Here is a 22,557-nt window from a genome sequence, read left to right on the forward strand (position 1 = left end):
AGAGAGCGCCGATGACCGACCTCAACCTCACCTTCGCGCCGCTCCTGCCCTGGTCGCTTCTCACCGCCTTCGCGCTTCTCGGCGCCGCCGCGCTCGTCCTCGGCGCGTTGGCGGGCCAGCGCGGCACAGCCCTGCGGGCGCTCGCGCTGGCGCTCGTCCTCGCCGCGTTGACCGACCCGTCGCTCGTCACCGAAAAGCGCGATCCGCAGAAGACCGTCGTCGCCGTCGTCATCGACAAGAGCGAGAGCCAGAATTTCGGCGCCCGCGCCGCGCAGACCGAGGAGGCCCGCAAGGCGCTCGACGCGGCGCTCGCGAAATTCGGCGACGTCGAGACGCGCTTCGTCACGGCCGCCAATGACGCAAGCGGCAACGACGGCACCAAGCTTTTCGGCGCGTTGGAGCAGGCGCTCAAGGACGTGCCTCCGGAGCGCGTTGGCGGCGCCTTGCTCGTCACCGACGGCGTCGTTCACGACATTCCCGCCAAGGCCGAGGCGCTCGGCTTCCGCGCGCCGATCCATGCGCTGATCACCGGCAAGGAGAAAGAGCGTGACCGCCGCATCGAGCTCGTCGAGGCGCCGCGCTTCGGCATCGTCGGCAAGGAGCAGACAATCCGCGCCCGCGTGGTCGACGCGGGCGGCGACAATGCGCGCGCGCCCATCACCGTGCGCCGCGACGGCGAGAGCCTGCCGACCTACAGCCCCGTGCCGGGGGATATCGTCAATATCCCGGTGAAGATCGCGCATGGCGGGGCCAATATCGTCGAGCTGGAAGTTGCGCCCGCGCCGGGTGAGCTGACGCTCGCCGACAATAAGGCGGTCGTCTCCATCGAAGGCGTGCGCGACCGGGTCAAAGTGCTGCTCGTCTCCGGCGAGCCGCATCCGGGCGAGCGCAGCTGGCGCAACCTTTTGCGCGCCGACGCCAATGTGGAGCTCGTCCACTTCACCATCCTGCGCCCACCGGAAAAGCTCGACGTCACGCCATCGAGCGAATTGTCGCTGATCGCCTTTCCGACGGCCGACCTCTTCGGGCGCAAGATCAACGAATTCGATCTCATCATCTTCGATCGCTATTCGAGCCAGACGCTGCTGCCCTCGGTCTATTTCGAGAATATCGTGCATTACGTCGAAAACGGCGGGGCCTTTCTTGCGGCGGTGGGGCCGGATTACGCCACGCTGCGCGGGCTCTATTATTCGCCGATCTCGACCATCATGCCGGCGCGGCCGGACGGCTCCTTGTTCGAAGAGGCGTTCAAGGCGCACATCAGCAAGGATGGCGAGAAGCACCCGGTCACGCGCGGCCTGCCCGGCGGGAAGAGCGATCCGCCGCAATGGGGCGAATGGTTCCGGCAGATCGACGCCGACGTGCTGAAGGGAACGCCCATTCTCTCCGGCGCGCGCGACAAGCCGCTGCTGGTGCTCTCGCATGAAGGCAAGGGCCGCGTGGCCTTGCTGCTCAGCGATCAGATCTGGCTCTGGGCGCGCGGCTACGAGGGCGGCGGCCCCAACGCCGACCTCATGCGCCGTCTCGCCCATTGGCTGATGAAGGAGCCCGACCTCGAGGAAGAAGCGCTGCGCGCCGACGCCCGCGGCCGCGAAGTGACGGTCGAGCGCCAGACGTTGAAGGACGCCGCCGCGCCGGTGACGGCGACCGGCCCCTCGGGCGCGCAGCAGGAGATCACGCTGAAGCAAAGCGAGCCCGGCCTGTGGCGCGCGCGCTTCGACGCCAGGGAAATGGGCCTGTGGCGCTTCGAGAGCGACGGTCTGACCGCGCTCGTGAATGTCGGGCCGGCGAACCCGCGCGAGTTCCGTGAGGTGGCCTCGACGACCGAGAAGCTCGCGCCTTTGGCCGAGGCGACGGGCGGCACGGTGCGGCGGTTGAGCAAGAATTCGGACGACGTGACCATGCCGCGCCTCGTGGAGATGCGCGACGCGAGCCGCTATGGCGGCTCGGATTGGATCGGCGTCCGACAGACGGGGGCGTCGACGCTCGTCGGCGTCGAGGTGGCGCCGCTGGGGCTCGGGCTTTGGGCGATGCTGGGATTGCTGGGGATGGTCGTGGCGGCCTGGGCTTGGGAGGGAAAGCGGGGCTGATGGGTCTTTCTTCGGCCGCGTGAACCCGACAATGGCCGATGAGAGGAGACGCCAAAGTGGGGCGCCTCAAACCGACAACCCAAATTGCCGCATTGCGCGAAATCGGCGTTCGGCTCAGACTTCGAGCCGGGGTAGTCGAGGGGCCTCTTGATCCATGTGAAGTTCGGTTCGCCGTAAACCCAGCGAGGAGAATGGAAACATGCAGCGCAAGCAAATCCTTGGGCTCTTCATCGGCGCGTCTCTCGCGATCGGCTTCGAGCCCGTCGCGCAAGCAATGCCTACAGCCACGCCTGGAAGCGCCGTCGAGGTCGGCGTCTCCAATGGTCCCATTGTGCAGGTGGTGACGCGCGCCGGCGTCGTGCATCGGTCGGCTCGGCGAACGGCTCGGCGCGTGGAGCGCCGTCACGTCTACTAAGCGAGGCGCTCGGCGTCGCGCTTGGTCAATAAACGGGCGCGGTTCTGGCGGTTTGGGGGCCGGAGCTTCTTAACGGAAGCTCTGGACCTCCACATCCGTCTCCACCCGCGCCCCGCGACGCTCCAGCGTCAATCTTTTCCGCTCCCCCGGCGCGCCGTGAAGCGCGGAGAGAACGTCCTCTTTGCTCGCGCTGCGCGCTGTGACATTGTCGATCGAGAGCAGCTCGTCGCCGATCTCCACGCCAAGCGGGGCTTGCGGTCGAGACGCCGGTTGCGCCACGCCGCCAATGAGGTAGCGCTCGCCCTGGCGCACCAGCGTCATCGGCGGCTGGTCCAGCTCGGTTGAATCGGGCGCCTTTTGCCGGCGCCAGTAGCTCATGCGGTTCGGATAATCGATCGTCAGCTCGAAATCGCGCAGCGCATTGGCGCCGAGCCAGCCGACGACGGGCGCGGGCGCCGCCTTGCGCCAATTGTCCCAGAAGAGATCGCCGAACGCGCTCTCCACAAAGCCCCCTAAGACCGGCGCCGTGCCGAGAAAGCCTAATTCGCTCAACTCCACGCCGTCGCCCAGGCGCACGCTCGGAATGCGCAACACGTCGCCCTCCTTCTCGAAGGCGAAGTCGACCATATTGGCGTTCGCCGCGCCGACGGCGCCATGAGTGCGCAGCCAATCGGGATGGCGGGCGAGCATGTTGCGCGCGACGTCGCCGCGCATCCAGCTGTAGCCGCTGCCGGCGTCGATCACGAGCGTGCGCGTCTCGCCGTCAATTTGGGCCTCGACGGCGGCGAGCCCCGTGTCCGCATTGAGCTGGATCGGAACGGGGAGGCCTTCCGGCCCCTTGGCGCCTGGCGCGTCGAGCGCAAAGAGACGCCGGCCGTAGTCGATACGCAGGACATGGTCCGTAAACATCCGCGCGGGCAGCATCGCCTCGACCCGCCGCGGCGCGAAGAGATGGGCGAATGTCGGAACGCCGACGCCGCCGTCGCCATCCTTGATCTGATCCGCGCGCGCGTCGAAGGCGCGTTCGCCGATCCGCAGGCGCAAGGGCGCGCCACGATTGAGATCAAGCTCGCGATAAAGGTCGGACGTCAGGACAGGCGCCGCCATGCCCATGTTGAACCAGGCGAGGGCTCTGCGCTCGCCGCCATCCGGCGTCGCGAAGGCGACGTCGAGCAGAATGCGGCCCGCATCGAGGATGAAGGCCACGCCTTCTCGCGGCGCTGGGGATTTCTTGGCTGGCGCGGCGGCGGCTGATAGGGCGAGCGATAAGGCGGCGACCAGCGCCGCTAGGATGATGCGCATGCAATGCCTCTTGGAAAAATAAACGGGGGCGCCACTCGACTGAAATGTATTTCTATGAACGATAATTTTAGCGCTTGGACAAGCCGCCTGTTCGAGTGTCTACGGCGGGGGAAGCACGGCAACGTCACCCGCCGTCATTGCGAGGAGCAAAGCGACGAAGCAATCCAGAGCCACGTTGCAGCCCTGGATTGCTTCGCTTCGCTCGCAATGACGGAGTTTACCGCCTGCGTTTGAAATAACGGGGCGCCGCCCCGTTTCAGCCTCGGCGACAAATCACGTAATCTCCTCCCATTCCCATCCAGGAGATTCGCCCTTGCCCCTCTACCGCGCCATCGGCCTCATGTCCGGCACCTCCATGGACGGCGTCGACGTCGCGTTGATCGAGACGGACGGCGACGCGACCGTGTCCTTCGGGCCGACGGGTTTCTACGCCTATACGGACGCCGACCGGGCGCTGCTGCGCAATGCGCTGGCCGAGGCCGCGACCATGGACGACCGCGACGCGCGGCCGGGCGTGCTCGCTTTCGCCGAGCGCATGGTGACGGACCGCCACGCCGAGGCGGTCGAGACCTTCCTGCGCGACAACGCCATCGACGCGGCCAGCATGAATATCGTCGGCTTCCACGGTCAGACCGTGCTGCATCGACCCAAGCAAAAGCTCACCATCCAGATCGGCGACGGGCAGGCGCTGGCCGATCGGCTGGGCATAGACGTGGCTTACGACTTCCGCGCCGCCGACATCGCCGCCGGCGGCGAGGGTGCGCCGATCGTGCCGGTGTTTCATCGCGCGCTCGTGATGGCGGGCGGCATGAAGGGCGAGGTGGCGCTGCTCAATATTGGCGGGGTGGCCAATGTCACCTATGTCGCCGACGGCGAGCAGCCGATCGCCTGCGACACGGGCCCCGGCAATGCGCTCATCGACGACCTCATGCTTCAGCGCACCGGCGCGCCGATCGACCGCCATGGCCATATGGCCGCGCGCGGGCGCGTGAACGAGGCGGCGCTGCTGCGCATGCTGGCCCATCCCTTCTTCGACCAGCCGCCGCCAAAGTCGCTCGACCGCAACGCCTTTGTGCTGGAGCCCATCGTCAAACTCTCGACCGAAGACGCCGCAGCGACGCTCACCGCCTTCACGGCGGCCTCCGTGCTGCGGCTGTTTCCGCATCTGCCCAATCAGCCGCAATTGCTCATCGTCTGCGGCGGCGGCGCGCGCAATCCGATTCTGGTGCGCGAATTGGTGATGCGCCTGCCGTGCAAGGTGACGACCGCCGACGCGGTCGGCTGGTCGGCCGATTCCATGGAGGCACAGGGCTTCGGCTATCTCGCCGCGCGCGTTTTGGAAGGGCTGCCGATTACCTTCCCCACGACGACCGGCGTCCCGCAGGCGTTGCGCGGCGGACGCCTTGCGCGCGCCGGCGGGCGCTGACGCACGCGGCCGCAAGACCGGGGATTAAACTCTTCTCGCAGAGGCGCACGTTTCTTTCACCATTTTCGGTATAAGAATGTGTGCAGTTCTGTGCGCGAGGAAAACGCGGATGAGCACGCCAGCCGACGCGTCGCCGGAAAAGGCCGAATGGTTCGCGAGCAGGCGCAGCGTCATTCTCGGGGGCATGGGCGCCATCGGGCTGGGCGTAGGCGCCGCGGTCGTCGAGCATGTCTGGAAGCGCAAGGACTTGACAGCGCGCTTCTTCAATCCCTTTTCGATCGACAATTTCGATCTGCCGCCTGTGCCGGGCCTTGTCGATGCCGCCGGTCATCCGGTTCCCGGCTTTTCGAGCGCCGATCTTGCCGGCAAGCGCTCGCTCCTCGTCCTTTGGGCATCCTGGTGCCCGACCTGCCGCGAGGAGCATAAGCACATTGTCGCTTTGGCGAAGCGCAATCTCGCGCCCATCTACGGCGCGGACGTCAAGGACGCGCCGGCGCGGGCGAAATATTTTCTGGCGAAATATGGCAACCCCTTCGTCGCCGTCGGCGCGGATGAGCGCACATATCTGCAACGCGCGCTCGCCGCGAAGGGCGTGCCGGCGACCTTTATCGTCGGTCCGGGGCCCGTGGTCGAATGGTCGACTTACGAGGGCCTCGACCCCGAGATCATCGAAAAGGAAATCGTGCCGCGGCTGACGGCCAAGGCGCGTTAGCGCGCCGCGTCATTGCGAGGAGCGAAGCGACGAAGCAACCGAGGGCCGCTCCGGCAGCCCCGGATTGCTTCGCTTTGCTCGCAATGACGGAATCAGTCGCCCCGCGCGGGGATAAGAATGCGCGGCGGATTGTTGAGGCGCCGATCGAGATAGGCGTCCACATGCGCGATCAGCGGCTCGACCTTGTTCTCGAAGAAGTGGTTGGCGCCTTCGACCACGGCATGCTCGATGAGGATGCCCTTCTGAGTCTTGAGCTTCTCGATCAGTCCGGTGACTTCTTTCAGCGGCGCGACGCGGTCTTGGTCGCCGTGAATGAAGAGGCCCGAGGACGGGCAGGGGGCCAGGAAGGAGAAGTCGAAACGATTCGCCGGCGGCGCAACGGAGATGAAGCCTTCGATCTCCGGCCGACGCATGAGCAGCTGCATGCCGATCCAGGAGCCGAAGGAGACGCCGGCAATCCAGCAGGCGCGCGCCTCGGGGTTGACCGCCTGCGCCCAATCCAGCGCCGCGGCCGCGTCGGAGAGCTCGCCCGAGCCATGGTCGAAGGAGCCCTGAGAGCGACCAACGCCGCGAAAGTTGAAACGCAGAACAGAGAAGCCCCGCTCGGCGAAGGCGTAATAGAGGTGATAGACGATCTGATTATTCATCGTCCCGCCGAATTGCGGGTGCGGGTGCAGGATGATGGCGATCGGCGCGCCCCGCGTGGCGGACTGATGGAAGCGGCCTTCGAGCCTGCCGGCGGGACCGGCGAAGATGACTTCGGGCATTTGAATTCCCTGTGGAAACTGGCTGGGGCGTTCTTAACACGCTTGACCGAGTGAAAAGCAAGGGAATTCGGCGGAAGCGCGGAGTGGAGCTTGGCGTGGCTGTGGCTTTCACGCTTCGCGACCCCGCAAGATAGGAGAATAGCAAGATTGCGTGCTCCCGCCTCTCCCGCCATGGGCTGAGAGAGCGTAAATCAAGCCCATGTCCAAAAACCGCATCTATCTCGACCACAACGCCACCTCGCCCCTGCGCCCGGCCGCTCGAGCGGCGATGCTGGCGGCGATGGACGCGCCGGGGAATGCTTCCTCGGTTCATGCCGAGGGCCGCGCAGCTAAATCGACGCTGGAGCAGGCGCGGGCGACGATCGCGAAAGGGCTCGGAACAGCCCCCCGCAACGTCGCCTTCACGAGCGGCGCGACCGAGGCCGCCAATCTCGTCCTCACGCCCATGTTGCAGCGCGGAAGCGAGACGGGCCCCGTCGAGGTTCTGCTCGTCGGGGCCGGGGAGCATCCGGCCGTTCTGATGGGCCATAGGTTTCCCGCGGCGGCTGTCGAACGGGTCGCCCTGACGCCGGAGGGGGCGCTGTCGCTCCCGGCGCTGGAAGCGGCGCTTGCGCGCCTGCACGGCAAGCGCTTCATGGTGGCGCTTCAGGCGGTAAATAACGAGACGGGCGTGATTCAGCCGGTTCGGGAGGCTGCCGAGCGGGCCCATGCGGCTGGCGGCATCCTCATTTGCGACGCAACCCAGGCGATTGGCAGAATAAAGACAACTTTCCAAAGCGCCGGCGCAGATTTTTTGTTCTTTTCCTCACATAAGCTCGGCGGTCCATTGGGGGCGGGGGCGCTTGCCGCGGCGCAAGATCGCCTCCACATATCGGATGTGCTGGTGAAGGGCGGCGGGCAGGAGTTCGGCCGTCGCGCCGGAACCGAGAATGTCCCGGCAATTGCTGGTTTCGCGGCGGCTTTCGAGGCCGCGCTCGAAGGGCTCCCGAGCGAAAATATCCGTCTTGGGGCCCTGCGCGACGCGCTGGAGCGCCAGATCGCGGCGATTGCGGCGGATGTTCGCTTTTTCGGCAGGGGCGCGCATCGCGTCGGCAGCGTCAGCGCCTTCGCGATCCCGGGCGTCCCGGCGCATACCCTGTTGATCGCGCTGGACCTTGCCGGTGTGGCCATCTCCAGCGGCTCTGCCTGCTCTTCCGGCAAGGTTCGCGAGTCACACGTGCTCGCGGCGATGGGGGCGCCCGAAAAAGAGGCGCTGCGTGTAAGCCTGGGTTGGTCTACACGCCAAGAGGATGTAGAACAGTTTGGAATGGTTCTTGCGGAGGTCGTGGACCGTATCAGGTCGCGGCGTTCCGTCGCCTGAACAAGGCTGGAACCGCATCGGCCGGCGGACCTTGAACCCGTCGTGACGAGGAGAGAGAGAAGATGGCGGCTCGTCAGGAGACCGTTGCGCGCGTCGAGGAAATCGACGTCGACGCTTATAAGTATGGCTTTACGACGGAGATCGAGTCCGAGAAGGCCCCCAAGGGTCTGAGCGAAGACATCGTTCGCTTCATCTCCGCCAAGAAGAACGAACCCGAGTGGCTCACCGAATGGCGGCTGGAGGCGTATCGCCGCTGGCTGACGATGGAAGAGCCCAACTGGGCGCGGGTCCATTATCCGCCGATCGACTATCAGGACCTCTACTACTACTCCGCGCCGAAGTCGACGCCCGGGCCGAAGACGCTCGATGAGGTCGATCCGGAGCTGCTGCGCACCTATGAGAAGCTCGGCATTCCGCTCAGGGAGCAGGAAATCCTCGCGGGCGTCGAGACGCGCAAGGTCGCGGTCGACGCGGTCTTCGACTCGGTGTCGGTGGCGACGACCTTCAAGGAGGAGCTCGGCAAGGCGGGCGTGATCTTCTGCCCGATCTCCGAGGCCGTGAAGACCCATCCCGAGCTGGTGCGCCAATATCTCGGCTCGGTCGTGCCGGTGACCGATAATTTCTACGCGACGTTGAACAGCGCGGTCTTCTCGGACGGCTCCTTCGTTTATGTGCCGAAGGGCGTGCGCTGTCCGATGGAGCTTTCCACCTACTTCCGCATCAATGAGCAGAAGACAGGGCAGTTCGAGCGCACGCTGATCATCGCCGACGCGGGCTCTTATGTCAGCTATCTCGAAGGCTGCACGGCGCCCAAGCGCGACGAGAATCAGCTGCACGCGGCTGTGGTGGAATTGATCGCGCTCGACGACGCCGAGATCAAATATTCGACGGTGCAGAACTGGTATCCGGGCGACAGCGAGGGCAGGGGCGGTATTTACAATTTCGTCACCAAGCGCGGCGATTGCCGCGGCCGCAACTCGCATATCAGCTGGACGCAGGTGGAGACCGGCTCGGCGATCACCTGGAAATATCCGTCCTGCATTCTTCGCGGCGACGACAGCCAGGGCGAGTTCTACTCGATCGCGGTGTCGAACGGCCATCAGCAGGTCGACAGCGGCACCAAGATGATCCACCTCGGCCGCAACACCAAGAGCCGCATCGTCTCGAAGGGCATTTCGGCCGGCAAGTCGCAAAACACCTATCGCGGGCAGGTGACCGCGCATCGCAAGGCGGAAGGCGCGCGCAACTTCACCCAATGCGACAGCCTGCTGGTAGGCCACGACTGCGGCGCGCATACGGTTCCCTATATCGAGTCGAAGAACCCGAGCGCGCAGTTCGAGCATGAAGCGACCACCTCGAAGATCTCCGAGGATCAGCTTTTCTACGCCCAGCAGCGCGGGCTCTCGGCGGAAGAGGCGACGGCGCTGATCGTGAACGGCTTCGTGCGCGACGTGCTGCAGCAGCTTCCGATGGAATTCGCGGTCGAGGCGCAGAAGCTGATCTCGATCTCGCTCGAAGGGAGCGTGGGTTAACTCTTTCGTCGCACGTCTCGTCATTGCGAGGAGCGTAGCGACGAAGCAATCCAGGGGCGGCGTCGCAGCGCTAGATTGCTTCGCTTGGCTCGCAATGACGACTGAAACATCGGGATTTCAACTATGCTCGAAATCAAAAACCTCCACGTTTCGGTCGGCGACCGGAAAATTCTCAAGGGCCTCAACCTCACCGTGAAGGACGGCGAGGTTGCCGCCATCATGGGGCCGAATGGCACCGGCAAATCGACCCTTTCTTACGTGATCTCGGGCCGCGAAGGCTATCAGATTACGGAAGGCGAAGTGCTGCTCGACGGCGAGAACATCCTCGATCTCGAGCCGCATGAGCGCGCCGCCAAGGGCATTTTCCTCGCCTTCCAATATCCGGTCGAAATTCCCGGCGTCGCCACCATGACCTTCCTCAAGGCGGCGATGAACGCCCAGCGCCGCCTGCGTGGCGAGCCGGAGCTGGAGACGCCGGAATTCATGAAGCTGGTCAAGGAAGCCTCGGCGAAGCTCGGCGTCAGTCAGGAAATCTTGCGCCGGCCGCTGAATTCCGGCTTCTCCGGCGGCGAGAAGAAGCGCATGGACATTCTGCAGATGGCGCTGCTTCAGCCCAAGTTCGGCATTCTCGACGAGACCGACTCTGGCCTCGACATCGACGCGCTGCGCGTCGTCTCGGAAGGCGTCAATTCGCTGCGCTCGCCACAGCGCTCCTTCCTGGTCATTACCCACTATCAACGCCTTCTCGATTACATCAAGCCGGATACGGTGCATGTGATGGCCAAGGGCGTCATCCAGCGCTCGGGCGGGCCGGAGCTGGCGCTCGAGCTCGAAGACCGCGGCTATCAGGAATATCTGGCTGAAGAGGCGGCGTAAGCCATGATCAAGCTCGCGACCGAAGCCGATGCGGCTTTCTCCGCGCTCTTCGACACGATGAAGAGCAAGGGCGCAACCAGCCTGCGTCAGGCGGCCTGGGAGGCCTTCGCCGCCAAGGGCCTGCCGAACCGCCGCGTCGAGGCCTGGCATTACACCGACCTCAAGGCGGCGCTCGCTAAGCCCGCGCCGATCGCTCCCGCCCAGGCGGGCGCGCCGGAACTGCCGGCCGCGAGTGAAACAGTGCGGCTCGTCACGCTCGACGGCGTGTTTCGCGCGGACCTTTCGGATCTCGCCTCCCTGCCCGAAGGCGTGAAGATCCAGCCGCTGCGCGAGGCACTGGCGCAGGGCGCGCCGGGCGTCATGGCGCTCGTCGCCAGCGACGACGTGCAGGCCCAAGACCCCATGGTCGCGATGAACGCCGCTTTGATGCAGGACGGCGTGATCCTGCGCATCGCCGCCGGCGTGACGCTGGAAAAGAAAATCGAGCTGGCGAGTTATGTTTCCTCTCCGGACGCGCAGTCGAGCTTCACGCGCTCGCTCGTTATCCTCGGCAAGGACGCCAAGGCGACGATCATCGAGACGGCTGGCGCGCTCACTGAGGCGCCCGCGCAGGATAATCAGACGCTCATCGTGAGGCTCGCCTCCGGCGCGGCGCTCGATCTGGTTACGCTGGCTTCGGGGCAAGGCGACAAGCTCGTGCGTGTCATGAGCCTGCTCGCGCATCTCGACGAAGGCGCGAGCCTCAACTCCTATGCGCTGGTCGAAGGCGCGGGGCTGCTGCGCCGGCAAATTTTTGCCCGGCTCGACGGCGAGCGGGCGAAGGTCGCGCTCAATGGCGCGACGCTCGCGCGCGGTCGCCAGCATGCCGATACGACGCTCGTCGTCGATCACGCCTTCCCGAACGGCGAGAGCCGCGAAGCGTTCCGAAACATCATAGACGAGCAGGGAACCGGCGTATTCCAGGGCAAGATCGTCGTGCGGCCGCATGCGCAGAAAACCGACGGCGTCATGCAGTCGAAAGCGATCCTGCTCTCCGACGGCGCGACCATGAACAATAAGCCGGAGCTGGAGATCTTTGCCGACGATGTCCAATGCGGCCACGGGGCCACATGCGGGCGGCTCGACAAGGAACAGCTTTTTTATCTCATGGCGCGTGGCATTCCGCGCTATGCGGCGGAATCGCTGCTCATCGAAGGCTTTGCCAACGAGGCTTTCGCAGGGCTCGAAGACGAGACGTTGCGAGGCTATCTCGTCGAACGCATCTCATCCTGGCTAGCGGCGAGATCCAAATGAATGAGCAAGCGCCCTTGAAACTCTACGACGTCGAAAAGGTCCGCGCGGATTTCCCGATTCTCGCCGAGCGGCCCTATGGGAAGCCGCTCGCCTATCTCGACAACGCCGCTTCGGCGCAGAAGCCGCGCGCGGTGATCGAGCGACTGACGCATTTCTACGAGCACGAATACGCCAACGTCCATCGCGGCCTGCACTATCTCGCCAACGCCGCGACGGAAGGCTATGAGGGCGCCCGCGAAACCTTACGGCGCTTCCTCAACGCGCCTTCGACGGAAGAGATCATCTTCACCCGCGGCGCGACCGAAGCGCTCAATCTCGTCGCGGCCTCCTATGGGCTCGCCCATATTGGCGAGGGCGACGAAATCATCGTCTCGCTGATGGAGCACCACTCCAATATCGTGCCCTGGCACTTCTTGCGGGAACGCAAGGGGGCAGTGATCAAATGGATCGTGCCGGACGATAATGGCGTCATCGATCTTGACGCTTTCGAGAAGATGTTTACCGATCGCACCAAGATCGTCGCGATCACCCATATGTCGAATGTCGTCGCGGCGCCGACGCCGATCGCCGAGATCGCGCGCATCGCCCATGACCATGGCGTGCCGGTCTGCGTGGACGGCTCACAGGGCGCGGTGCATCTCGACGTGGATGTCCAGGCGCTCGACGTAGATTTCTACATCGTCACCGGCCACAAGCTTTATGGCCCCACGGGCATCGGCGCCGTTTACGGCAAGAGAAAATGGCTCGAGAGCCTGCCGCCCTTCGCAGGCGGCGGCGAGATGATCGAAACCGTCACGCGCGATACGGTCACGTATAACGCGCCGCCGCATCGCTTCGAGGCCGGCACGCCGCCGATCGCGCAGGCCGTCGGACTGGCCGCCGCGCTGGATTATATCGAGAGCATTGGCCGTGGCGCGATCCGCGCGCATGAGGCGCAGCTCACCGCTTACGCGCAGCAGCGTCTCTCGGAGATCGAGGGATTGCGCATCTTCGGCAATGCGCCCGACAAGGGGCCGATCGTCGCTTTCGAGATGGCGGCCGCCCATGCGCATGACGTCGCCACGATCATCGATCGTTCTGGCGTTGCGGTGCGCGCCGGCACGCATTGCGCCATGCCGCTGCTGTCACACTTTGGCGTCACCTCGACCTGCCGCGCTTCCTTCGCGCTCTATAATACGCGTGACGAGGTAGATCGATTGGCAGACGCTTTGCTTAAAGCTCAAAAACTTTTCGCGTGAGGAGGTTCTCGTGCTGATGAGCGAAGCTCTTAAAACAAGCGAAACGGAAAGCGTCGATACTGTGGCTGCGGATGAGCCCACAACGAAAGCGGTAGCGGGCGAAAGCCTCGCCGACGAAGTCGTCAAGGCGCTGAAAACGGTCTACGACCCTGAAATCCCTGCCGACGTCTACGAGTTGGGACTCGTCTATCGGATCGACATTTCCGACGAAGGCGTGGTCGAAATCGACATGACGCTGACGGCGCCGGGCTGTCCCGTCGCCGGCGAAATGCCCATATGGGTGAAGAATGCGGTGAGCACGGTGCCCGGCGTCAGCGACGTCAAGGTCAATCTCGTGTTCGACCCGCCGTGGGACCAGAGCCGCATGTCGGACGAGGCGCGCGTCACGCTCGACATGTTCTGAGTGGAAAGCGCCAAGGCAGGCGCGGGATGTCATGTTTACGCCGCGGTTGAAACCAAAGGTTCTGGAGACAGCCGTCTACGTCGAAGATCTCGCGCGGGCCGGGCGCTTTTACGAAGAGACGCTCGGCGTCACGCCCATGGCGCAAGACAGCCGCATGTGGGCGCTCGATTGCGGTCCAGCGAGCGTGCTGCTGCTCTTCAAGCGCGGCGCAACCTTGGAGCCGGTGGATTTGCCGGGCGGACGCATCCCGCCGCACGATGGATCGGGGCCTGCACATTTGGCCTTTGCGGTCGAGGCGGATGAAGTTTCCGCATGGGAAACCCGACTCGCCGAGCACGGGATAGAGATAGAAGCGCGGATGCGATGGCCGCGTGGCGGGGTCAGCCTTTATTTCCGAGATCCGGACGACCACCTTGTAGAGCTGGCGACCCCCGGGATTTGGGCGAACTATTGAGGATGGATGATGACAATGTCCGCGAAATCGAGCGTGATGAATGTTAGCCCCGCCGCCGCCGAGCGCGTGCGCGGCCTGTTGGCGAAATCCGAACCCGGCGTCGGGCTTCGTGTCTCGCTCGAAAAGAGCGGCTGCGCCGGCGTGGCTTACAGAATGGCGCTGACCGAGCCGGAGCCGGGCGACGAAGTCATCGATTTCGACGGCGGCCGCGTCATCGTCGATTCGAAGGCCGTGCTTTATCTGCTCGGGACGACAATGGACGTAAAGACCACGCAATTCGAGTCGTCTTTCGTCTTCGAGAATCCCAATCAGACCTCCGCCTGTGGTTGCGGCGAAAGCGTTGAGCTGAAAGAAGCCGATACTGCGAGCCTCGCGCCGACGGCGTGAGGACCGCAAACATCTCGACCTTCACCCTTCATTAACGCTGACGATGCGTTTCAGTTTTCTCGCATTTGGCAAATAGCGGTTTCTTCAACATCGAGGGCCAAAGCTCCGGCAGTGCGTTTTGTGCGTCCGGAGCCGTCTCGATGTCCGTTTCCAAACCACCCATCGTCGCCTCGAGTGTCGCCTTGCTCGCCGCACTGTCCTTGATTCCGTCACAGGGGCTCGCGCGCGACGGACAGCGCGTCGGTGATGACGTGATTTACGAAATGGCGCCGATGTCGTCGGATTCGACGCATGACATCATTTTCCAAATGCCGCCTTTGAAGCCCGTCAAGGGCGCCGCGCAGGCGGCAAAGACAGCCCCAAAGCCTGCCGAGCAGCCAAGCCCCGCAGTCGCCGCAAAACCGGACCTCAAGCCGAGCATAGCGCCGGCCTTCCCCGCGCAAGCAACGCCCGCTCAGCCTGTCCAGCCTGCGGTCGCCGAGGCGCAAAAGCCCGCAACGCCGAGCCTTGCCGAGCGTCCGGCTGCGCCCGAAGCCGAGGCGCTCCCGCAACAGGAGGCCGCGCCGCAACCCGCGCAGGCGGCCGGAGAGTCGCCGGCTCCAGCGGATCAGGAAACGGCCTCGTCGCCGCCGAGCGCCGAGCAACCGGTCGTCGCGCAAACGCCGACGCTCGTCGAGCCGGCGCCGATCGGCCCGCCGATCATGATTTTGAACACGCCGCGCAAGAGCCTCGCCGGATTGAGCGCGCCGCTCGCCGCGTTCGACCCGAAAGCAATGGATCTCCAAGGCGGCTCGGCGGCTCCGCGCCTTGTTCCGAGCCTCGAGTCTTCCGCCCCGGTGGAGCCGCCGCCTGCGATCGAAGAGCCCCTTCCGGAAACCGCGGACGCGGGAAGGCCGGCTGAAATTCCCACAGGGGCCGATGCGGGCGCGCAAGCGCAGCAAACGTCCGACGAGGGCGCCTCCGCGCCGGCTCAGGACGACATTGTAGCGCGTATCGGCGCTATCCTTGCTGAAGGCGTGGTTGGCCCCGCCGAGGTGCGCCTTGCCGATCGGGCGACGATGTGGCTGCCGGCAGGCCGTGTCTTTCTTCCGGTCGACTCTGCCAAGAAGCTCGCCAAGGAAGCGGGGCTCGAGTGGCGCGAAGGCATCCAAGGGATGGTCGCGCCCGCTGGCGACGGGCTGGAATGGCTGGCGCCCGTGGAGCTCGTCGACGACGGCTACATCCCGACCGGCGAGCCGGAGTCACTGCAGGCTGACAAATTGCTCGCCGCCTTCCAGGCCAGCCTGCCGGAGGTCAACGCCCAACGCGCGCGCGTCGGTCAGCCGCCCGTGACGCTCGATGGCTGGCTCACGGCGCCGTCGCTCGATGCCAAGCATCGCTTGTCGGCCTGCGTGAATATCGCCACTCCGAACGACCAGAATGGGATGGACGGGTTCTTCAATTGCGAGGGCTGGGCGCTTGGGCGTCATGGCGCGATCAAGGTCGGGCTGGCCGATGGCGTTGAGATGGCTGAACGGTTGAAGAATGAAGCGGCTGCGCTCGCGGAGACGATCGTCTTCGACCACGGCGCGACCTACGAAGACTTCGACGCGGCCGCCGATCAGGTTGCGCCCTATTCAGCGGCCGATCTACTGACGCGGGACGTGGCGGCGAAAGCGGTAAAACCGGTTCCAGCGCCGCAGGAAGGCGCGCCCGCCCCGTCCATCCTCGATCGCATTTCCGGGCTTCTTTATCCGGCGCTTTTCGGCGTGGCTGCGCTCGGCCTCTATGTTTTCCTGAAGCGCCGCCGTCGGGAAGGCGGAGAAGAGGGACCGCAACAGGAGCGCGCAGAGACTGTCGTGGCGGGAGAGGCTAAGCCGGAACCGGCCGAACTGCCGCCCGCATCGCTTTTCGCGCGCCTTTTGCCGTCGCTTCACGCGCGTCTTGCGAATAAGGCGGAGAAAGCGCCTGAGCAGGCGCCTACGGCGGAGACCCGCTTCAACGCCGTCCTGGGCGCGCTCAAAAGCAAATTTGTCAGCGTCATGAACGCCAAAAAGGACAAGACGCCAAAAGCCGACGCCGCTTCCGCCGAAAACATTGGGGAAGAGCCCATTTCGGCGCTCAAGAAGCTTGCCGCTCGCATGCGCCGTACGAGCGAGGAGGCGCCGCCTCCGCCGGTTAACATCACGCGAATCGTCAGGACGCCGCGGATTTTGGGAGGGGCGGCGCCCGCATTGGCCGAAGAGTTCGTTGCGCCGTTGATCGTCGATCACGATTCGAAAGAGGCGCCTGACGAGGGGCTTCTGGAACCCGAACTGATCGAGCCTGGGCAGACTGCAGAGCCGCTGGAATCCGAGGCGGCGCATGTAGCCGCGGCGCAGTCTGCGGGTCACGAAGCGGCGGGGGTGTTCGACGAGGACGACTTTGGTCTTGTCGAGCCCGGCGACGCTGCATCCGCCGCATCGGCGCGCGCGCGTCTCGCGATCGACGAGTGAGAGCGTTAACTTTACGGCCAGAAACTCCCCCGGCTCCGGAGCGAGCTGGGTCGGATCGGCGGTCATTCCCGACGCTCGCCAAGCGAGCGATCGGGAATCTATAGCAAAACCAGCATCTTGTGGATCTGGATTCCCGGTCGGGCTTTCAGCCCGCCGGGAATGACAACCCCATCGCGAGCGGTTCAAACGGAAATGGTATGAGACGCATTTCTGCGTCTTATTGCTTGGGCCAGGCCAATCTCTTGCGGTTTTGGCGAGAATTCCCCGTCTTGCGCCCCAAACCAAGCGCGCCATCCATCTGGATTTTACGGGGGATATCTAATAAGTTATTGGTTTAAATAGATGTTTTCTGTCGGCCGCGGCTGGCGCCGGCGGCTCGAATCGCCTATAGGGGTAGTCTGAACCAATAATTGGGGATTGGCGCGCCCTTGGCCGACGACGACACCAAAAGAGACGATTCCGAAAAGTCCGACATCAGGCCGGTTTCCATCGCCGACGAGATGAAGCGCAGCTATCTCGATTACGCGATGAGCGTGATCGTGAGCCGCGCGCTGCCGGACGTTCGCGACGGCCTGAAACCCGTGCATCGTCGCATTATGTTCTCGATGCACGAGAACGGCCATACGCCGGACAAGCCTTACGTGAAGTCGGCGCGCATCGTCGGCGACGTCATGGGTAAATATCACCCGCATGGCGACGCCGCGATCTATGACGCGCTGGTGCGCATGGCGCAGCCCTTTTCGATGCGGCTCATGCTCATCGACGGGCAGGGCAATTTCGGCTCGGTCGACAACGACCCGCCGGCGGCCATGCGTTACACCGAGTCGCGCCTCGCCAAGCCCGCACTGGCGCTGCTCGATGACCTTGACGAAGGCACAGTCGACTTCCAGCCGAATTACGACGGCAAGGAGCACGAGCCGACGGTCCTGCCGGCGCGCTTCCCCAATCTCCTCGTCAATGGCGCCGGCGGCATCGCCGTCGGCATGGCGACGAATATCCCGCCGCATAATCTCGGCGAGGTCATCGACGCCTGTATCGCGTTGATCGACAGGCCGGACATGACGGTCGCCGAGCTGATGGAGATCGTGCCGGGGCCGGACTTCCCGACCGCCGCGACGATTCTGGGCCGCGGCGGCATCCGCAACGCCTATGCGACGGGGCGCGGCTCGATCATCATGCGCGCCAAGGCGGAGATCGAGACGCTGCGCAAAGAGCGCGAAGCGATCATCTTCACCGAAATTCCCTATCAGGTGAACAAGGCGGCGCTGATCGAGCGCATTGCGGAGCTCGTCAAGGAAAAGAAGATCGAGGGCATCTCCGATCTGCGCGACGAGTCCGACCGCGAGGGCATGCGCATCGTCATCGAGCTGAAGCGCGAGGCGGTCGCCGACGTCGTGCTGAACCAGCTCTGGCGCCACACCGCGCTGCAGTCGAGCTTCGCGGTGAATATGATCGCGCTGAACGGCGGCCGGCCGGAGTTGCTGACGCTCCACGACGTGCTGCGCGCTTTCGTCGATTTCCGCGAAACCGTCGTCACCCGCCGCACCAAGTTCCGCCTGAATAAGGCGCGCGACAACGCCCATTTGCAGGTCGGCCTCGCCATTGCGGTGGCGAATATCGACGAAGTCATCCGTCTCATTCGCACCTCGCCCGACGCGTCGGCCGCGCGCGAAGCCCTGATGGCGCGCGACTGGCCGGCAAAGGACATGGCGCCGCTCGTCGCGCTCATCGCCGACCCGCGTCACAAGCTCGCCGACGACGGCACGGTTCGCCTGTCGGAAGCGCAGGCCCGCGCCATTCTCGATCTGCGCCTGCAGCGTCTCACGGCGCTCGGCCGCGAGGAAATCGCGGAAGCGCTCAACAAGCTCGCCGCCGAAATCGCCGAATATCTGGAAATCCTTGGCTCGCGCGAAAAACTCTTCGGCATCGTCAAGGACGAGATGCTGGCGGTGAAGGAGGCCTACGCCACCCCGCGCCGCACGCAGATCACCGAGGCTGACGGCGAGGTCGAGGACGAAGACCTCATCGCCCGCGAGGATATGGTCGTCACCGTCTCGCACGCCGGCTACATCAAGCGCGTGCCGCTTTCGACGTATCGCGCGCAAAGGCGCGGCGGCAAGGGCCGCTCCGGCATGCAGATGAAGGAGGAGGATTTCGTCCACCGCCTCTTCGTCGCCAATACGCATACGCCGGTGTTGTTCTTCTCCTCGCGCGGCAAGGCCTATAAGGAAAAGGTCTGGCGGCTGCCGCTCGCGGCGCCCCAGGCGCGCGGCAAGGCGCTCGTCAATATGCTGCCGCTGGAGGCGGGCGAACGCATCACCACCATCATGCCGCTGCCCGAGGACGAATCGAGCTGGGCGACGCTCGACGTCATCTTCGCCACGACCGGCGGCACGGTTCGGCGCAACAAGCTCTCGGACTTCTGTGAAGTGCGCCGCAACGGCCTCATCGCCATGAAGCTGGATGAGGGCGAGGCGATCGTCGACGTCGCCACCGCGACGGAAGCCGACGACATTCTGCTCACCACGCGCGACGGCCAATGCATCCGCTTCGCCGTGCCGGAAGTGCGCGTCTTCCAGGGCCGCACTTCCATGGGCGTGCGCGGCGTATCGCTGGCCGGCGACGATCGCATCATCTCGCTCTCGATCCTGAAACATTTCGAGGCGACGCCCGACGAGCGCTCGTCCTATCTCAAGAAAGCAAGCGCCCTGCGCCGCCGCATGGGCGAGGATGTCGCGCCGGACGCAGGCGCCGACACGGAGGAGGGGGCGGGGGCCGTCGAGCTCTCCGACGAGCGTTTCGCCGCCATGCAGGCCGCCGAGCAGATCATCCTGACGGTTTCGGAAAACGGCTACGGCAAGCGCACGTCTTCCTATGAGTACCGCATCACCGGCCGCGGCGGCAAAGGCATCGTCGCCATGGCGGTGAATGCGCGGAACGGCAAATTGGTTGCCTCATTCCCCGTGGGGCAGGACGACGAGATCATGCTCGTCACCGATGGCGGCCAGTTGATCCGCTGCCCGGTGGAGGGAATCCGCATCGCTGGGCGCGGCACGCAGGGCGTGATCGTGTTCAACACCGCTGCGGATGAGCGCGTGGTGTCGGTCGAGCATATTGGAGATGTGGGTGAGGATGATGGGGAGGAGGGGGAGGGGGAGTAAGCCCTGCTCACTCATATCAATGCAGTAGTCAGATCTCGATGAGCGGGGCAAATTTGCTCTTTGGGTTCGGTACGTCGAAACAGGTTGTGCTGTGAGACACGATCGGGATCACGATAAGATTGGGGTCGAGCATCTGATGTTGGCGTAGCGCTCGGCTTTGCACGCTGAAAAGAATCCGTTGAACATGCGAGCGATCCGTTATGCTCGCATCCGGATGCAGTACATCGGCGACCACGGCATTCAACCCGGCTCCGCTGCCGTTGATCGAAAAGTCACATAGAGCTCGAAAGTCAGCTTCCGCAACGCCGATAAAGTGAAGCCAGACCACGCTTGGCCTATTGGCGGGGCATTGGTCGGCCGCTCCTTTAAGAATTTGCACTAGGCGGCGCCTGAAGCGTGTTGGGGCATGCGAGCGAACCGCGAGGCCAAACACTTTGTGCGAGGTGATAACGCAGATGGTGAAGCGCTCGGATTTGTCATTCTCCGTCGCCAGCTGCACCTGTTGCTCAAGCTCGTCAACGGCATCCGTATTTAGAAGCGCTTGCTATTCCGGCTTCGGCGAAAATGCAAGAGAAAAGTCCTCCGTCTCAAAGGGGTTATTGATGCCAGCCTTCAATGCCGCTTCAAACCTACCTGGCAAGTTCTTGCACTCGTCCGCAGCCTTCTTAAGAGTCAGCGTGAATTGGCCTGAGTCAACGTTAGTGAGAAGTGCTTCTGCCGTTCGATCGAATATGGCTGTAAGATTGACGAGCGAGTCAGTCTTGATTTGATCGCCGGTGTCGTCGCCCATCGTCTTGCATTCGACTGCTACATGGCCCGCCGGAGTTTCGACGAGAAGGTCGAAACGGTCGGCGCCTTCGAGATCGGCGAAAGTTACGCGGAAGCCCTTTCGGACGAAATGCGTCCAACAGCAAATCTCATGCTCGAGCTGGCGTATGTCCCGACCCAGATTGTCAATGATCATCGAGCGAAATCGGTCGGCAGCCTTAGCAGAAAGCGAGCGGCTGATGCGGTTGATGCCTGCGACCAACGCGGCCGCTCGAACTGCTTGCGGATTGGCGATGTCAAGGCTGAAGGCGGGAATGCCGTAGGTAAAGCGAAGGCACTCTTCCTGAAAGAAATAGCGGTCGCCATAGATTGCGCGAATAGTAGGCTTAAGCGCCTGCAAGCGTTGTTCTATCTTGCGGGTTTTCTTATCCAGCGTAGCAGCGCCGACGAAAGTTATGAACTCAGCGACCTCGCGGGGAAATTCGGATTGTGACAACGCGTAGCGATTCCTTGGAAGGGCCGTCGGCACGCCATTTTTTGCTGACATTCGCTCTCCTTTACTGTCCCACACCGCCCGACACAGCCGCCACCACAGCCGCGCTCTTCTCCTCCTGCGCGCGCGCCATCTCCCTTGCCACCACATATTGATGCCGCGCCTTCAGCGCGCTGATGCTCAGCCAGGCCGCGACGCCGACGCCGATGCAATGGGCGAAGAGCAGGCTGAAATTCACCAGCAGGACGAACACGTCGAGCGCGCGGATGATCTTGCTGGGATCGGTGATGGCGATGCCCGGCGGCTGCGACACCGTCTTGCCGATGAGCAGTGCGACGCTCAATCCGACGCCTATGAAAGACAACAGCGCGCCCATGACATTGACGAAGCCGCCCGCGCCGACGAACCAGAAGGCCATGCGCCTTTCATGCGCGAGATAGCGTTCGGGACGGCTGCGGATGGCGGCGGCGGCGTTCATGTCGCGATAGCCGAACAGGATAGAGAGTAGCATGAGCGCCAAGGCGGCCGACGCCCAATAGATGGGTTCGCCGAAGTTCGAGCCGCCGGGGCTCACGCTATGGCCCGCAAAGGCGAAAGCCAGCAACAGCGCCGACACGACGCCGAGAAAGAGCTGCACCCAAAAAGCCGTGGCGCCGAAGAAGCGAAAGCTCTGTGCGAGGCCATCCGCAATCATCGCCGCAACGCTCGCCGGCGCAGGCTGCTCGATCGCCTTGTCGGAGGCGGGAGAGAGACGGTCGAACAGCGCGAAAGCCGCGTAAAGGACGGCGAGGGCGCCAAAAGCATAAGCGGCGATTATATGCGCGAGTTGAAGATGCTCTGCGGCCTGGGGCGCGCCCGCGTCCCAGAAGGGCAGTGGGTATTCCCAAAAGAAAATCTGCTCGCCTCGAAAGACCGCCGCGAGCGCCCCGGCCGCCGCCGCCGCCATGAACGAGAGATAGATCGCCTGCCTGAGCCAGAAGCCGATCATGCGCCGCGCATTGTGCGGCCCGCCGCTCTCGACCATGAGATAGAGAGTGAGGCCGAGCAGGATTTGCGCGACGAGGAAAAGCGCCGCTGTCAGCCCGAGCGATATGTGCAGCTCGGTGAGGGAGGCGCGCGTCGCGGCGTCCAGTTGCGCGTGCTCGCGAACCGCGCCGACGCTAAGCGCCACGGCGCCGGTAGCAAGAAAAATCCAAAAAACCAACACTGACAACAAATTGCGCCTAGGATCGGAGCCCATCGGACATCTCCATTCGGCGGGATTGCGACGCGCCTTCGCGGCCTTCCGCGCTGCAATATAGCCCAAGCGCCGCCTTGCGTCCCTGCGCCAAAGGGTCCGCGCCGGCGAGTCCCGCTACTCGGCGTCATGGCCGCGCTTGTCGCGGCCATCCACGCTGCGCCGCCGA

The 22,557-nt window shown here is 64.2% G+C and carries 19 protein-coding genes; 14 read left to right on the forward strand and 5 right to left on the reverse strand.

Annotated elements, in window-relative coordinates; translation table 11 throughout:
• Positions 1–11 precede the first annotated feature (11 nt).
• Both OGR47_RS09405 and OGR47_RS09410 read left to right on the forward strand, forming a co-directional pair.
• Entirely contained in the window at positions 12–2,090 is a 2,079-nt protein-coding gene (locus OGR47_RS09405; RefSeq protein ID WP_165049916.1) for a hypothetical protein, read from the forward strand.
• A 199-nt stretch (positions 2,091–2,289) separates the two neighbouring features.
• A complete protein-coding gene (locus OGR47_RS09410; RefSeq protein ID WP_165049914.1) occupies positions 2,290–2,505 on the forward strand; it encodes a hypothetical protein in 216 nt (71 codons plus the stop codon).
• A gap of 69 nt (positions 2,506–2,574) precedes the next feature.
• On the opposite strand, the gene OGR47_RS09415 is transcribed toward OGR47_RS09410, so the two are convergent.
• Entirely contained in the window at positions 2,575–3,807 is a 1,233-nt protein-coding gene (locus tag OGR47_RS09415) for a peptide-binding protein (protein WP_165049912.1), read from the reverse strand.
• Between the two features lie 340 nt (positions 3,808–4,147).
• Here OGR47_RS09415 and OGR47_RS09420 point away from each other — a divergent pair, with 340 nt between their 5' ends.
• Positions 4,148–5,233, forward strand: coding sequence for an anhydro-N-acetylmuramic acid kinase (locus OGR47_RS09420; RefSeq protein ID WP_246729612.1), 1,086 nt, complete (start codon positions 4,148–4,150; stop codon positions 5,231–5,233).
• A gap of 109 nt (positions 5,234–5,342) precedes the next feature.
• Positions 5,343–5,945 carry a redoxin family protein gene (locus OGR47_RS09425; protein ID WP_165049908.1) on the forward strand — a complete coding sequence of 201 codons (603 nt, stop codon included), beginning with the start codon at positions 5,343–5,345 and terminating at the stop codon, positions 5,943–5,945.
• Between the two features lie 92 nt (positions 5,946–6,037).
• Here OGR47_RS09425 and OGR47_RS09430 read toward each other — a convergent pair whose 3' ends face one another.
• The gene (locus OGR47_RS09430) at positions 6,038–6,712 is read right to left on the reverse strand and encodes an alpha/beta hydrolase (RefSeq protein WP_165049905.1); all 675 of its coding nucleotides are present in this window, start codon (positions 6,710–6,712) and stop codon (positions 6,038–6,040) included.
• Positions 6,713–6,911: 199 nt separating this feature from the next.
• Between OGR47_RS09430 and OGR47_RS09435 the strand changes: the two genes are divergently transcribed.
• The 10 genes from OGR47_RS09435 (at position 6,912) to gyrA (ending at position 19,890) form a co-directional block, all read left to right on the forward strand.
• On the forward strand, positions 6,912–8,072 hold the full coding sequence (locus OGR47_RS09435) for a cysteine desulfurase family protein (protein WP_165049903.1): 1,161 nt from the start codon (positions 6,912–6,914) through the stop codon (positions 8,070–8,072).
• Positions 8,073–8,134: 62 nt separating this feature from the next.
• A complete protein-coding gene (gene sufB, locus OGR47_RS09440) occupies positions 8,135–9,604 on the forward strand; it encodes a Fe-S cluster assembly protein SufB (RefSeq protein ID WP_165049901.1) in 1,470 nt (489 codons plus the stop codon).
• 123 nt (positions 9,605–9,727) lie between these two features.
• Positions 9,728–10,480, forward strand: a complete 753-nt coding sequence (gene sufC, locus OGR47_RS09445; RefSeq protein WP_165049899.1) for a Fe-S cluster assembly ATPase SufC — start codon at positions 9,728–9,730, stop codon at positions 10,478–10,480.
• 3 nt (positions 10,481–10,483) lie between these two features.
• A complete protein-coding gene (sufD, locus tag OGR47_RS09450) occupies positions 10,484–11,773 on the forward strand; it encodes a Fe-S cluster assembly protein SufD (RefSeq protein WP_165049897.1) in 1,290 nt (429 codons plus the stop codon).
• Positions 11,770–13,011, forward strand: coding sequence for a cysteine desulfurase (locus OGR47_RS09455; protein ID WP_165049895.1), 1,242 nt, complete (start codon positions 11,770–11,772; stop codon positions 13,009–13,011). The genes sufD and OGR47_RS09455 overlap by 4 nt, the downstream gene beginning before the upstream one ends.
• A 16-nt stretch (positions 13,012–13,027) precedes the next feature.
• Positions 13,028–13,414, forward strand: coding sequence for an SUF system Fe-S cluster assembly protein (locus tag OGR47_RS09460; protein ID WP_165049893.1), 387 nt, complete (start codon positions 13,028–13,030; stop codon positions 13,412–13,414).
• 31 nt (positions 13,415–13,445) lie between these two features.
• The gene (locus OGR47_RS09465) at positions 13,446–13,868 is read left to right on the forward strand and encodes a VOC family protein (protein WP_165049891.1); all 423 of its coding nucleotides are present in this window, start codon (positions 13,446–13,448) and stop codon (positions 13,866–13,868) included.
• 9 nt (positions 13,869–13,877) lie between these two features.
• Positions 13,878–14,255, forward strand: a complete 378-nt coding sequence (locus OGR47_RS09470; RefSeq protein ID WP_165050366.1) for a HesB/IscA family protein — start codon at positions 13,878–13,880, stop codon at positions 14,253–14,255.
• A 140-nt stretch (positions 14,256–14,395) separates the two neighbouring features.
• Positions 14,396–16,729, forward strand: a complete 2,334-nt coding sequence (locus OGR47_RS09475) for a DUF2167 domain-containing protein (protein WP_165049889.1) — start codon at positions 14,396–14,398, stop codon at positions 16,727–16,729.
• 428 nt (positions 16,730–17,157) lie between these two features.
• On the forward strand, positions 17,158–19,890 hold the full coding sequence (gyrA, locus tag OGR47_RS09480; RefSeq protein ID WP_165049887.1) for a DNA gyrase subunit A: 2,733 nt from the start codon (positions 17,158–17,160) through the stop codon (positions 19,888–19,890).
• A gap of 28 nt (positions 19,891–19,918) precedes the next feature.
• On the opposite strand, the gene OGR47_RS09485 is transcribed toward gyrA, so the two are convergent.
• Genes OGR47_RS09485 through OGR47_RS09495 form a run of 3 tightly spaced genes read right to left on the reverse strand, consistent with a single transcriptional unit; the run spans position 19,919 to position 22,358 of the window.
• Entirely contained in the window at positions 19,919–20,389 is a 471-nt protein-coding gene (locus OGR47_RS09485; protein ID WP_165049885.1) for a hypothetical protein, read from the reverse strand.
• A 45-nt stretch (positions 20,390–20,434) separates the two neighbouring features.
• Positions 20,435–21,205, reverse strand: coding sequence for a hypothetical protein (locus tag OGR47_RS09490; protein ID WP_165049883.1), 771 nt, complete (start codon positions 21,203–21,205; stop codon positions 20,435–20,437).
• 10 nt (positions 21,206–21,215) lie between these two features.
• Complete coding sequence (locus tag OGR47_RS09495) at positions 21,216–22,358, reverse strand: DUF3611 family protein (protein ID WP_246729611.1); 1,143 nt, start codon at positions 22,356–22,358, stop codon at positions 21,216–21,218.
• Positions 22,359–22,557 lie beyond the last annotated feature (199 nt).

It is taken from the genome of Methylocystis sp. MJC1 (assembly GCF_026427715.1).
Taxonomy (GTDB): Bacteria; Pseudomonadota; Alphaproteobacteria; order Rhizobiales; family Beijerinckiaceae; genus Methylocystis.